General features: G+C 67.4%; 13 protein-coding genes. 10 read left to right on the top strand and 3 right to left on the bottom strand.

Annotation, left to right across the window (positions count from 1 at the left end):
* Nucleotides 1–126 precede the first annotated feature (126 nt).
* The 8 genes from B0F77_RS10880 to B0F77_RS10915 all read left to right on the top strand — a co-directional run bounded on the left by B0F77_RS10880 (nt 127) and on the right by B0F77_RS10915 (nt 8614).
* The gene (locus tag B0F77_RS10880) at nt 127–726 is read left to right on the top strand and encodes an urease subunit gamma (protein ID WP_086662684.1); all 600 of its coding nucleotides are present in this window, start codon (nt 127–129) and stop codon (nt 724–726) included.
* Nucleotides 723–2405: an urease subunit alpha gene (locus B0F77_RS10885; protein ID WP_086662685.1), complete on the top strand. Its 1683-nt coding sequence runs from the start codon at nt 723–725 to the stop codon at nt 2403–2405. Before B0F77_RS10880 ends, B0F77_RS10885 begins: the two co-directional genes overlap by 4 nt.
* Nucleotides 2402–3013 (top strand): urease accessory protein UreF, encoded by a 612-nt coding sequence (locus B0F77_RS10890; RefSeq protein WP_086662729.1) that lies wholly within the window; start codon nt 2402–2404, stop codon nt 3011–3013. The genes B0F77_RS10885 and B0F77_RS10890 overlap by 4 nt, the downstream gene beginning before the upstream one ends.
* Nucleotides 3003–3638 carry an urease accessory protein UreG gene (ureG, locus tag B0F77_RS10895; RefSeq protein ID WP_313887784.1) on the top strand — a complete coding sequence of 212 codons (636 nt, stop codon included), beginning with the start codon at nt 3003–3005 and terminating at the stop codon, nt 3636–3638. Before B0F77_RS10890 ends, ureG begins: the two co-directional genes overlap by 11 nt.
* A complete protein-coding gene (locus B0F77_RS10900; RefSeq protein WP_086662687.1) occupies nt 3635–4336 on the top strand; it encodes an urease accessory protein UreD in 702 nt (233 codons plus the stop codon). Before ureG ends, B0F77_RS10900 begins: the two co-directional genes overlap by 4 nt.
* Nucleotides 4337–4491: 155 nt before the next feature.
* Nucleotides 4492–5148 (top strand): pyridoxamine 5'-phosphate oxidase, encoded by a 657-nt coding sequence (gene pdxH / locus B0F77_RS10905; protein WP_086662688.1) that lies wholly within the window; start codon nt 4492–4494, stop codon nt 5146–5148.
* A 209-nt stretch (nt 5149–5357) separates the two neighbouring features.
* Nucleotides 5358–7292 (top strand): asparagine synthase (glutamine-hydrolyzing), encoded by a 1935-nt coding sequence (asnB, locus tag B0F77_RS10910; protein ID WP_086662689.1) that lies wholly within the window; start codon nt 5358–5360, stop codon nt 7290–7292.
* A 59-nt stretch (nt 7293–7351) separates the two neighbouring features.
* Nucleotides 7352–8614 carry an MFS transporter gene (locus B0F77_RS10915; protein ID WP_245847944.1) on the top strand — a complete coding sequence of 421 codons (1263 nt, stop codon included), beginning with the start codon at nt 7352–7354 and terminating at the stop codon, nt 8612–8614.
* On the opposite strand, the gene B0F77_RS10920 is transcribed toward B0F77_RS10915, so the two are convergent.
* Nucleotides 8598–9386, bottom strand: coding sequence for a hypothetical protein (locus tag B0F77_RS10920; RefSeq protein ID WP_086662690.1), 789 nt, complete (start codon nt 9384–9386; stop codon nt 8598–8600). The genes B0F77_RS10915 and B0F77_RS10920 overlap by 17 nt on opposite strands.
* 72 nt (nt 9387–9458) lie before the next feature.
* Between B0F77_RS10920 and B0F77_RS10925 the strand changes: the two genes are divergently transcribed.
* Nucleotides 9459–10853 carry an APC family permease gene (locus B0F77_RS10925; RefSeq protein ID WP_086662691.1) on the top strand — a complete coding sequence of 465 codons (1395 nt, stop codon included), beginning with the start codon at nt 9459–9461 and terminating at the stop codon, nt 10851–10853.
* On the opposite strand, the gene B0F77_RS10930 is transcribed toward B0F77_RS10925, so the two are convergent.
* Together B0F77_RS10930 and B0F77_RS10935 are read right to left on the bottom strand one after the other, a co-directional pair.
* The gene (locus B0F77_RS10930) at nt 10854–11573 is read right to left on the bottom strand and encodes an AAA family ATPase (protein WP_086662692.1); all 720 of its coding nucleotides are present in this window, start codon (nt 11571–11573) and stop codon (nt 10854–10856) included.
* Complete coding sequence (locus B0F77_RS10935; protein ID WP_086662693.1) at nt 11570–12346, bottom strand: MBL fold metallo-hydrolase; 777 nt, start codon at nt 12344–12346, stop codon at nt 11570–11572. Before B0F77_RS10935 ends, B0F77_RS10930 begins: the two co-directional genes overlap by 4 nt.
* A 38-nt stretch (nt 12347–12384) precedes the next feature.
* On the opposite strand from B0F77_RS10935, the gene B0F77_RS10940 reads away from it, so the two are divergent.
* On the top strand, nt 12385–13016 hold a 632-nt coding region (locus B0F77_RS10940; protein WP_086662694.1), incomplete at its 3' end, for an aldose epimerase family protein.

Consider the following 13016-nt stretch of genomic DNA (forward strand, 5'->3'; position numbering starts at 1 on the left):
GTGGACACTGCCGGGCACGCGGGGCCCTCGCGTGCTCTCCAAGCGAACGAAAGCTCCCCGCGTGCACCGTGTTTCGGGCGTGTTTCCACTCTGCGGTATCGGCCTTTCGGGTGATAGAACTGAGCCGTGCATCTGACGCCGCATGAACGCGACAAGCTCCTTGTGCACGTCGCCGCCGACGTGGCCCGCCGCCGGTTGGAACGAGGGGTGCTGCTCAACTACCCCGAAGCCGTCGCGTTGATCACCGACCACGTGCTGGAAGGCGCCAGGGACGGCCGCACGGTCAGCGACCTGATGGAGAGCGGCCGCACCGTTCTCGCGCCGGAGCAGGTCATGCGCGGGGTGCCGGAGATGATCGACTCGGTGCAGGTCGAGGCGACGTTCCCGGACGGCACGAAGCTCGTCACGGTGCACCACCCGATCGCGCCCTCCGCCGGTCCGGCGCCGGGTGAGGTGGTCGTCGGCTCCGAGCCCGTCGAGCTGAACCCCGGCCGTCCGCGGGTGAGGATGGTGGTGGTCAACGTCGCCGACCGGCCCGTCCAGGTCGGATCGCACTTCCACTTCGCCTCGGTCAACACGGGGCTGGAGTTCGACCGGGAGGCCGCGTTCGGCTACCGGCTGGACATCCCGGCGGGCACCGCCGTCCGGTTCGAGCCGGGCGTCGAACGCGAGGTCACGCTGGTTCCGTTGGCAGGCTTGAGGATTGTCCGGGGGTTGCAGCGATGATCGACCGCGAGCGCTATGCCGAACTGCTCGGGCCGACCGTCGGCGACCGGATCCGGCTCGCCGACACCGACCTGTTCATCGAGGTCACCGAGGACCGTTCGCGCGGTGCGGGGTCGGGCGACGAGGTGATCTTCGGCGGCGGCAAGGTGATCCGCGAGTCGATGGGCCAGGGCGTCGCGACCCGGGCCGAGGGCGCTCCTGATCTGGTCATCACCGGTGCGGTGATCCTCGACCACTGGGGTGTGGTCAAGGCCGACGTCGGCGTGCGGGACGGCCGGATCGTCGCGATCGGCAAGGCGGGCAACCCGGACACGATGGACGGGGTGCACCCGTCGCTGGTGATCGGGCCGTCCACGGAGATCCTGTCCGGCAACGGCAAGATCCTGACCGCCGGCGGCATCGACTGCCACGTGCACTTCATCTGCCCGCAGATCGTCGACGAGGCGCTGGCGTCCGGGCTGACGACGCTGATCGGTGGCGGCACCGGTCCGGCGGAGGGCACCAAGGCCACCACGGTCACGCCGGGTGCCTGGTACCTCGACCGCATGCTGACGTCGATGGACCACATGCCGATCAACGTGCTGTTGCTGGGCAAGGGGAACACGGTTTCGGTCGAGGGGTTGCGCGAGCAGCTCGTGGGCGGCGCCGGCGGGTTCAAGCTGCACGAGGACTGGGGCACCACGCCCGCCGCGATCGACGCCTGCCTGCGGGTCGCGGACGAGTCCGGCGTGCAGGTCGCGATCCACACGGACACGCTGAACGAGGCCGGGTTCCTGGAGTCCACAGTGGACGCCATCGGTGGCCGGTCGATCAACGCCTACCACTCGGAGGGTGCCGGTGGCGGGCACGCGCCGGACATCATCCGGGTCGTCTCGCTGCCCAATGTGCTGCCGTCGTCGACGAACCCGACCCGCCCGCACACCGTCAACACGCTCGAAGAACACCTCGACATGCTGATGGTGTGCCATCACCTCAACCCGTCCGTGCCGGAGGACCTGGCGTTCGCGGAGTCCCGCATCCGGCCGACCACGATCGCGGCCGAGGACCTGCTGCACGACCTGGGCGCGATCTCGATGATCTCGTCCGACTCGCAGGCGATGGGACGGGTCGGCGAGGTGATCATCCGGACCTGGCAGACCGCGCACGTGATGTCGTCGCGGCGGTCGATGGACTCGAACCTGCGGGCCCAGCGCTACGTCGCGAAGTACACGATCAACCCCGCGGTGGCGCACGGGATCGCGTCCGAGGTCGGTTCGGTCGAGGTCGGCAAGCTCGCCGACCTGGTGTTGTGGGAGCCCAAGTTCTTCGGCGTGCGGCCGTCGGTGGTGCTGAAGGGCGGGTTCATCGCGTGGGGCGCCATGGGTGACGCCAACGCCTCGATCCCGACGCCGCAACCGGTGTGGGCGCGGCCGATGTTCGGTGCCACGGCCGGGGCTGCGTCTTCGGTGTTCTTCGTCGCGCCCGAGGCGATCGAGGCCGGGATCTCCGATCGGTACGCGCGGCGGGTGCTGCCGGTGTCGTCCACGCGCTCGGTCACCAAGGCGGACATGGTGCTGAACGACGCGATGCCGGACGTGCGGGTGGATCCGGACAGCTTCGCCGTGCACGTCGACGGCTCACTCGTGGAGCCCTCGCCGGTCGCGGAACTGCCGATGGCCCAACGGTATTTCCTGTTCTGATGCTGACCGCGCTGATCCTCGCCGACTCCCGGTTCCCCGGCGGCGGACACGTGCACTCCGGCGGCCTGGAAGAGGCCGCCGCGCGCGGGTTGGTCGTCGACGAGCCGTCGCTGGAGTCGTTCCTGCACGGCCGACTGCTCACGGCAGGGCTGCTGGCGGCCGGGTTCGCGGCCGCGGCGGCTCGCGGTGAGGACCTGGACGTGTTGGACGCGGAGCTGGACGCGCGCACGCCGTCGCCGGCTCAGCGCGAGGCTTCGCGGGCGCAGGGGCGCGGGATGTTGCGTGCCGCGCGGCGAGCGTGGCCCTCGGCGCGGCTCGCTGCGCTGCCCAGGGATCCGCATCAGCCGCTGGTGATCGGCGTGCTGGTCGGTGAGCCGTATGAAGCGGCTCTGACCTGTGCTTACCTGGCCGTCAGCGGACCGGCGTCGGCGGCGGTCAGGTTGCTCGGACTGGACCCGTTCGGGGTCAACGCGATCGTGGCGGCGCTTCCCGTCGAGGACGTCGCCGCGCGGGCGTGCAAGGAACTGCCCGCGCTCGGTTCACCTGCCTTGGATCTTCTCGCCGAGGCACATGTTCGACGTGAAGGGGTGCGTCTCTTTGGGAGCTAACCACGGGCCCGACCCGCATGATCACCACCACGGTGCCGCGCCGCGGATCGGCATCGGCGGTCCGGTCGGCAGCGGCAAGACCGCGCTGACCGCCGCGTTGTGCCGCGCTTTGGGGTCACAGCTGGAGTTGGCGGTCGTCACCAACGACATCTACACGACCGAGGACGCGGACTTCCTTCGTCGCGCGGGCGTGCTGGACCCGTCGCGCATCGAGGCCGTGCAGACGGGCTGTTGCCCGCACACCGCGATCCGCGACGACATCACCGCGAACCTGGACGCGGTGGAGAGGTTGGAGCACCGGTTCTCCGGGCTCGATCTGGTGATCATCGAGAGCGGCGGGGACAACCTGACGGCGGTGTTCTCGCGCGGACTCGTGGACCGGCAGATTTTCGTGGTCGACGTGGCCGGCGGCGACAAGGTGCCGCGCAAGGGCGGTCCCGGCGTCACGACCGCGGACCTGCTGGTGATCAACAAGATCGACCTGGCACCGTTCGTCGGCGCGGACATGGACGTGATGATCTCGGACGCGCACCGGATGCGCGGCGAGTTGCCGGTCATCGCCCAGTCGCTGGTTGAGACGCCGGACGCGCCCGAGGTCGCCAAGTGGGTGCTGGCCCAGCTGTGAAGGCTTCAGCACGTCTGGTGGTGTCGTTGGACTCGCACGGCAACAGCGTTGTGCGAGTCCTGCGGTCTCAGGCGCCGTTGACGTTGGTGCCTGCTCGGCGCGTGGGGCCGGTCGCATTGGTGCACCTCGTCAGTTCCGTGACGTCGCCACTCGGTGGTGACTCGTTGGAGCTCGCGGTCGAAGTCGGTCCCGGCGCGTCGCTCGATCTGCGCGGCGTGGCGGCGACGTTGATGCTGCCCGGTCCGACCGGTTTGCCCTCCTCGTCCGCGGTGAGGTTTTCGGTGGAGGGCTCGGTTCGCTATCTGCCGGAGCCCACCGTGGTGACCGAGCGCGCGCACCACACCGCCGTGGTGGAGGCCGAATTGGACGGTCACGCAGAGTTGCTGTTGCGCGAGGTTCTGGTGCTCGGCAGGGCGGGCGAGAAGTCCGGATCTTTGTCCACATCGGTCCGTGCAACCCGTTGCGGCAAGCCGTTGTTGCACCAACAGCTGATGGTCGGCGACGCGTCGGCCGACTCGTCTCCCGCCGGGCTGGCCGGCAAGCGCGTCGTCGGAACGTCGCTGATGCTGGACGAGGAAGCGCGCGCGCCGGGTGGCGGTGAGTGGTGGAGCGTCGTTCCGTTGGCAGCGGGCGGAACCCTTGCCACCGCACTGGGTGATGACGTGGTCACGGTCACACGTGTGCTCGACGCCATCTGACTCGATCACGGACTCGATACAGAACTGTTCTTTGTACGGACAGTCACCGTTCAGGTGGTCGCCATCACCACGCAGGCGGTTTCGGGATCCGTTCGCCGTGCGTATGGTCGCGGGTCCAGGGACCACGAGTTCTGCCGCCACTTGGAGGTTCGCCGATGACGGAGACCACGAACATCGCACTCCCCGCGATGCGCGTGTCCTACGAGCAGGGCTCGCTCAGCGAGTCGGAGCTTGCCGCCACCTGGCATGAACAGCTCCAGCTGTGGCTCGACCAGGCTTCCGGAGCCGGCTTGCCGGAGCCGAACGCGATGGTGCTCGCGACCACCGACACGAAGGGTCGGCCGTCGTCGCGGACCGTGTTGGCTAAGGGGCTGGATGTTCGGGGGTTGGTGTTCTTCACCAACTACACGTCGAACAAGTCGCACGATCTGATGGCTACTCGGTACGCCTCCGCCACGTTCCCGTGGTTCGCGATGCAGCGTCAGGCGCATGTGCGTGGGGTGGTCGAGAAGGTCGGGCCCGTGGAGACCGCCGAGTACTGGAACTCCCGGCCTCGGGGGTCGCAGATCGGGGCCTGGGCTTCGCCGCAGTCTCGGGTGGTCGGGGGGCGGTCCACTTTGGAGTCCGCCCTGCACAAGATCGAGCGGCAGTTCGCCGACACCGAGAAGATTCCTGTGCCGCCGCACTGGGGTGGGTGGCGGATTCGGCCTGAGGAGGTCGAGTTCTGGCAGGGGCGGCGGGATCGGATGCATGACCGGTTGAGGTTCCGGTTGGGGCGGGATGGGTGGACGTTGGAGCGAGTAGCTCCGTAGGACTTTTGCGGATGGGGCGCTTCCTGTGGGCAGGAGGCGCCCCTTTGCTGTGTGCGACCGGGCGGCTGCGCCATCGGCTTGGGTGTCGGCTTCGCCGTTGCGGTGAACCTGACCTGGGGCTCGCGCGTCCTCAGGCTGCGGGAAGTGCCCGATTTGTGCACGGGCATACTGGGTTTTCAGCCACAGCGAACTACGAGGTGCGATTTCACGTGTGCGGAGTGCTCGGACTCATCTGTTCCACCGAAGCCGCTGCGGTCTCCGCGCGTGGCTCTGTGGCCGCAGCGCTGCGCTGCCAGCGGCACCGTGGGCCCGACGAGCAGGACACCTGGGCTGATGCTGAGGTTGTTTACGGGTTCAACCGGCTCGGGTTCATCGACTTGGACCACTCCCACCAGCCGTTGGTGTGGGGGCCGCCGGAGAACCCGACTCGGTACACGTTGAACTTCAACGGGGAGATCTACAACTACAAGGAGTTGCGGGCTGAGCTGGCGCTGCATTTCGGGGCGCAGTTCAAGACGCAGGGGGACGGCGAGTCGATCGTCGCCGGGTATCACTATCGCGGGGCTGACTGGGTCAAGAAGTTGCGCGGCATGTTCGCCTTCATGATCTGGGACGCGCAGGAGCGGGTGGTTTTTGGCGCGCGGGATCCGTTTGGCATCAAGCCGTTGTTCTGGGCTGCTGGGCCTGGTGGGGTGGCGTTCTCGTCGGAGAAGAAGTCGCTGTTGCAGTTGACTGGTGTGCTGGGGATCAGTCAGGAGCTGGATCAGACCGCGCTGCAGCATTACTTGGTGTTGCAGTACGTGCCGGAGCCCGAGTCGTTGCACAAGGCTGTTCGGCGGGTTGAGTCTGGGACCTCGTTCAAGGTTTCGCCTGGTGGGCAGGTGTTGTTCAACCGGTACTTCAAGCCGGTGTTCACGCCTCGGCCGGTGAACAGCGAGCACGAGGCTGAGGCGCTGCACGAGCGCATTGCCGAGGTCATGCGGGACTCGGTGGCCAAGCACATGATTTCGGACCCCGACGTGACGGTGGGCGCGTTCCTGTCGGGCGGGATCGACTCCACGGCCACGGCTACGTTGGCCAAGTTGCACAACCCGAACCTCATCGCGTTCACCAGCGGGTTTGATCGTCAGGGGTACTCCGAGGTGGACGTTGCCGCTGAGACGGCGGCGGCGATCGGGGTGCGGCACGTCGTGAGGACTGTGTCGCCGGACGAGATGATGGAAGAGCTGCCGCTGATCCTTTGGTACCTGGACGATCCGGTGGCTGACCCGGCGTTGGTGCCGTTGTACTTCATCGCCAAGGAGGCGCGGAAGTACGTCAAGGCTGTGTTGTCCGGTGAGGGTGCGGACGAGTTGTTCGGCGGGTACGTGATTTATCACGAGCCGTTGTCGTTGTCGCCGTTCGAGAAGGTGCCGGGCAGCGTTCGCAAGTTGATGGGTGCGGTGTCCAAGAGCATTCCGGAGGGTGTGCGGGGGAAGGACCTGCTTCGGCGCGGGGCGTTGAGGTTGGAGGAGCGGTATTACGGGAACGCTCGCAACTTCAGTGATGCGCAGGTGCGGGCGGTGTTCCCCGGGTATGTCGAGGGCGTTGGCTTCCAGGACGTGACCGCTCCCTGGTACCGCGAGTCCGAGGGCTGGGACCCGGTGGCGCGGATGCAGCACATCGATCTGTTCACGTGGTTGCGCGGGGACATTTTGGTCAAGGCCGACAAGGTGACCATGGCGAACTCGATCGAGCTGCGGGTGCCGTTCCTCGATCCCGAGGTGTTCCGGGTCGCGGCCGAGGTGCCGCTCGACCAGAAGCTCACCGAGGGGACTACCAAGTACGCGCTGCGCAAGGCGTTGGCGAAGATCATTCCGGCGCATGTGTTGAACCGGCCCAAGCTGGGCTTCCCGGTGCCCATCCGGCACTGGTTGCGGGCCGAGATGTACGACTGGGCGCGCGGGATCATCGCGGACTCGCAGACCGGGCACCTGCTCGACAAGAACGCGGTGTCCGCGCTGTTGGAGGAGCACAGGTCGGAGCAGTTCGACCGGTCGCGGCAGCTGTGGTCGTTGCTGTGCTTCATGATCTGGCACGGGATCTTCGTCGAGGGCCGGATCAGCCCGAAGGTGCCGGAGCCGGTCTACCCGGTTCGCCTCTGACGAGTGGTGTTGGCGACACCTTCACGTAAAGGGCTTGTTAGTTGCCATAAGCTAACCAAGTGGCCACTGTGGGGAGAAGCGCGCGCTCGACGTTCGTGATCGACACTCGACCGTTGAAGATCGTCGCGTATCGCCGGTTGTGGCTCTCCACGATCGTGACGGCGGTGGGCTCCCAGCTCACCGCCGTTGCTGTGCCCAAGCAGGTCTACGACCTCACCGGGTCGTCCGCGTGGGTCGGTGTCGCGGCTGGGGTCGCGCTGGTTCCGCTGCTGGTGTTCGGGCTGTGGGGCGGTGCGATCGCGGACACGGTCGACCGTCGCAAGCTGTTGTTGGTCACCAACATCGGTATCGCGGTGTCGTCGGTGCTGCTGTGGGCGCAGGCGGCGATGAACATCGGCTCGGTGTGGCTGGTGATCGCGTTGCTCGGTCTGCAGCAGGTGTTCTTCGCGGCCAACGCTCCGGCTCGTTCGGCGTCGATCGCTCGGCTGGTGCCGGCGGAGCTGTTGCCGTCGGCCGGTGCGCTGGGGTCCACGGTCATGCAGTTCGGTGCGGTGCTCGGGCCGTTGCTCGCGGGTGCGTTGATGCCGGTCGTCGGGCTGTCGACGCTGTACCTGGTGGACGCGATCGCGCTCATCGTCACCGTTTACGCGGTGTGGAAGCTGCCGTCGATGCCGCCGCTGGACGGGGTGGTGCGGCGCGCCGGGTTGCGGGACGTGCTCGACGGGTTCGTTTACCTGTGGGCGCAGAAGGTGCTGATGGCGAGCATGTTGCTGGACATCATCGCGATGGTGTTCGGCATGCCGCGGGCGCTGTTCCCGGAGATGGCCCAGCACACGTTCGGCGACCCGCCCGGTGGTGGGTTCGCGCTGGGCGTGCTGTTCGCGGCGATTCCCGTTGGCGCGGTGCTGTGCGGCCTCACGTCCGGGTGGATCTCGAACGTCAACCGGCACGGTGTCGCGCTGACGCTGGCGGTGATCGGCTGGGGCATCGCGATCATGGGTTTCGGTCTGGCCGGCTCGTTGTGGGTCGCGGCGGCGTTCCTGGCGCTGGCCGGTGCGGCGGACATGGTGTCGATGGCGTTCCGCGGCGCGATTCTGCAGTCGGCCGCGACGGACGAGATGCGCGGACGGATGCAGGGCGTCTTCATCGTGGTCGTCGCGGGTGGGCCGCGGATCGCGGACCTGTTGCACGGCACGGGCGGCGCGGCGTTCGGCACTGCCGCCGCGGTGACCGCGGGTGGTGTGCTGGTGGTGGCCGCGGCCGTCGTGATGGTGGTGCTGCTGCCGGCGATCTGGCGCTACCGCGTCAGTTCCGCGAGCTGATCTCGTTCGCCGGCGGTTCGGCGATCTGGACGTCGCTGCCCCAGTCGGAGAAGTGGGCCTCGTCGACGAGCGTCGCGTTCTGGAACTTGGTTGAGAACTTGATGAGCGTCGGCAGGCCACTGGAGTCCAGCTCGATCTCGGCGGCCGAGTTCGTGACCTTCTGGTCGAGGGCGAGCTTGACCTCGTTGCGCAGCGCCTCGTCGGTGAGGCTGTCGTAGGCCTTCTGGTAGTCGATCACGATCGAGTAGCGGGTCCGGTCCGCGACCTGCGTGGTCAGCCTGAGCTCGCCGCCCGCCCCGATCACCGGCAGGTGGTACGTCGTGAAGACGGCCTGCTGGTAGATCACGTCGTGGAACCCGAGCAGGGTGTTGGTGAAGTCGTCGTTGTCCGCGCGCTGCAGCTTCATCCACGGCTTTCCCGCCTGCAGGCCGAACACGGGCGGCAGCTTCACGAACGCGGCGTCCTGCGCGGTCGAGACGTACCGCAGCTCCTCGGGCTGGCCGCCCGTCTGCACGGCACGGGTCGTCGTCGCGTCGAGGCTCGCGCCGCCGTTGCCGGTGAGCCGGACCGAGCCGGTCGCCGGGGCGGTGACCCCGCCCGCGGTCGGTGGCGCGATGGTGAAGCTGTAGGTCGCCTTCTCGTCGACCGCCTTGGTCACGGCGGCGACGAGGCTCTTCACGTCCGGCAGTTTCGTCGGGGACGAGGACGGCTCCGAGGACGTGCAGGCGGTCAGCGCGAGGGCCGCGACGAGCAGAGTTGCCGTGCGTTTCATTGTTACACCATATGGGTGAGGTAGGTGTTCGCTCGTCCTGGTACCCAGGCAAAACGGGCAGAATCACCTGGCATGGCTGAAGCGACTCCACAAACGGAGCAACCAGAGCTGCATCGGGCAATAGGCCCGAAGCTACTGCTGTTCTTCGTCGTCGGCGACATCCTCGGTACAGGTATCTACGCGCTCACCGGCAACGTCGCCGGCAAGATCGGCGGCGCGTTGTGGCTGCCCTTCCTGCTGGCGTTCGTGGTCGCGTTCCTGACCGCGTTCAGCTACCTCGAGCTCGTCGGGAAGTATCCGAGGGCGGCCGGTGCCGCTCTCTACACCAACAAAGCGTTCAGAATCCACTTTCTGACGTTCATGGTCGCCTTCGCGGTCATGTGCTCGGGCATCACGTCGGCCTCGTCGGCGGCACTCGCGTTCGGCCGCACCTACCTGCGGCAGTTGCTGGTGGAGTTCTTCGACGTCACGCTCAGCCCCGAGTCGCTCGTGATCACCGGCATCGCGATCATCTTCATCGCGGCGCTGGCGATCATCAACTTCCGCGGCGTGTCCGAGTCGGTCAAGGCCAACGTGGTGCTGACCTGCATCGAGCTGTCCGGCCTGATCATCATCATCGTGATCGGCGCCTGGGCGATCGTGGTCGGCGACGGAGAGCCCTCGCGGCTGACCGAGATCCACGTGCCGTCGGGCTCCAGCGTCGCGCTCGCGGTCACCTCGGCGACGGCGCTCGCGTTCTTCGCGATGGTCGGGTTCGAGGACTCGGTGAACATGGCGGAGGAGTGCCGCGACCCCGTGCGGATCTTCCCGCGCGCGATGCTGTGGGGCATGGGCATCGCGGCGACGATCTACGTGCTGGTCGCGATCACGTCGTCGTTGCTGATCCCGTCCGACCAGCTCGCCAAGGCGGGCAGCAGCGCGTTGCTGAAGGTCGTGACCGTTGGCGCGCCCGGCTTCCCGCTGTGGATCTTCGCGTTGATCGGCCTGCTGGCCGTCATCAACTCGGCGCTGATCAACATGCTGATGGCGTCGCGGCTGCTGTACGGCATGGCGAACGAGAAGATCATCCCGAAGTTCTTCGGCGCCGTGCACCCGTTCCGCCGCACGCCGTGGATCTCGATCGTCTTCACCACCGGCATCGCGGTGATCCTGGTGTCGACGGCGGACATCGGCAAGCTCGGCGGCACGACGTCGTTGCTGCTGCTGGTCGTGTTCACCATCGTCAACATCGCGTGTCTGGTGCTGCGCAAGGAGAAGGCCGAGCACAAGCACTTCAGGGCGCCGACCTGGGCGCCGGTGCTCGGCTCGATCACCTGCGCGTATCTCGCGATGCCGGTGCTGTCCGGCCGGCCGTGGGACGACTACAAGATCGCGGGCTATCTGCTCCTGGCGGGCCTCGTGCTCTGGGGCATCAACCGGGTCGCGCACGGCAAGGTGGAGATCCACCCCGAGAACCTCGGCAAGTAGCTAGTCCAGCAGGTGCCTCAGGAACCGGTCGGGCTCACCCAGGAAGTTCCGGGTGAGCGCGACCGGTTCCGCTGCGTCATAAGGAACTTCGTCGATGCTGCCGTCCGCGATCTCCAGGATCGTGGCGTTCGGTGCGGCGAGCAGGATCGGCGAGTGCGTGGCGATGATGAACTGCGAGCCTTCCGCGACGAGGTCGTGCATGTGCCGCAGAACCGTGAGGCATCCCTTGACGGACAGCGCGGCCTCCGGTTCGTCCAGCACGTAAAGCCCTCTGCTGCCGAACCGGTGCGCGATGAGGTTGATGAAGCTCTCGCCGTGTGACCGCTCGTGCAACGACTTCCCGCCGTACGAGGCGTGAATCCCCTCGCCGATCCGGTCGATCTCCGTCGCGACGTTGTAGAACGACTCGGCCCGCAGGAAGAACCCAGTCCGCGGTTTGCGGGTGCCCCAGCTGATCGTCAGGTAGTCGCCGAGCGAGGACTCGGTCGCTTTGGTGGCGAAGCGGAACGACTGCGTGCCGCCCTCCGCGTTGAACCCGGCCGCCACTGCGATCGCCTCGACCAGCGTCGACTTGCCCGCGCCGTTGTCGCCGACCAGGAACGTGACGGGCCTGGTCAGCTCGATCGGGTTCCTGACCAGGTGTTGCACGACCGGGAGCGTGAACGGGTATCGGTGCGTGTCGTGCTGCTGGTCGAGGCGGATCTGCCTGATGAACGTCACGCCAGCCGGGCCAGCTCTACCGGGTCGTGGGCGCAGAAGATCTCGGCCTCGCCGGTGGTCTTGAGCTCTCTCAGCCGTTCCACATTGGACAGACGCTGCGCGCGGATCGTCTCGGTCTGCTTGGCGGTGAGCTTGAGGGCGAAGATGTTGCTCGGCGGCGTCTCGATCTCACCGCGGTAGAAGTAGGCGTCGCCGGCGTGCAGCAGCCAGCCGTCCTCTCCCTTGACGGCGATGCCGGTGTGGCCGCGGGTGTGACCGATGAGCGGCACCATCAGGATGTCCTCTGGCAGGCCGGGGATGTTCTGCACGGCCTCGAACCCGAACCAGTCCTCGCCGGTCGCCTGGTGGGTCTGGAACGTGACACCCTCGCGCTGGGCCTTCGGGTACCGCCCCCGCTCCTTGACGGACTTGGGGTTGGTCGCTGCCTCCAGCTCGGTGTCCAGCACGTGCACGGTGGCGTTCGGGAAGTCGCGCAGCCCGCCGGCGTGGTCCAGGTCGAGGTGGGTGAGCAGGATGTGCTGCACGTCCTCGGCCCCGTACCCGCGCTTCTCGACCTGGAAGATCGCGGTCTCGTTGATGTCGAGGACCGGCTTGAGCAGCGTGCGGCTCAGCGGGTCGATGGTGCCCTTCGGGTTGGTCACCTCGTTCGTGCCGAAACCCGTGTCGACGAGGACGAGGCCCTGGTCGGTCTCGATCAGCAGGCAGTGCGCGACGATGCCGCCCGCGACCAGGGGCGGGCGCATCGTGGCGCAGTTGAGGTGATGAACCTTCACGGGCAAATCCTTCCGCCGGCCCCGTAGGCTTCAGCCTCATGTTGGGGATCTCGTACGAGGGTGCCACCGCCGTGATCACGACGGTAGGCGCGGGCCTGCGGTCTTTCGAGGTGGACGGGGTTCCGTATGTGGAGACGTTCGGGGCGGACGAGAAGCCGCCGATGAGCGCTGGTGCCGTCCTGGTCCCGTGGCCCAACCGGACGGCTGGCGCTTCCTGGGTGCTGGACGGGGTCGTTCAACACCTCGAGGTCACCGAGCCCGCCCGGGGCAACGCGATCCACGGATTGGTGCGTCGTCGTCCGTGGTCCGTTTTGGAGCACACCGGGTCGTTGGTGTCGCTGCGCGCGATGATCGAACCTCAGGCGGGGTGGCCTGCGGCGTTGGACGTCACCGTGTCGTACGCGCTCGATGATCGTGGGCTGACCGTCACGCACGGGGTCACGAACGTCGGCGACCTGGCCACGCCGTTCGGGGTGGGGACGCATCCCTATCCGCGGGCCGGTCATGCTCCTACCGACTCCTGCGTTTTGACGTTGGCGGCCACGACCGTGCTGCCGTTGGACACCGAGCGGATGGTCCCTTCGGGGGCGGCCGTGCCGGTGGAGGGGACCGAGTTCGACTTCCGGGGCGGGCGGGAGTTGTCCGGCGTTCGCCTGGACAGGCCGTTCGG

Origin of the sequence: Lentzea kentuckyensis, assembly GCF_002150765.1 — a bacterium.
Taxonomy (GTDB): Bacteria; Actinomycetota; Actinomycetes; order Mycobacteriales; family Pseudonocardiaceae; genus Lentzea; species Lentzea kentuckyensis.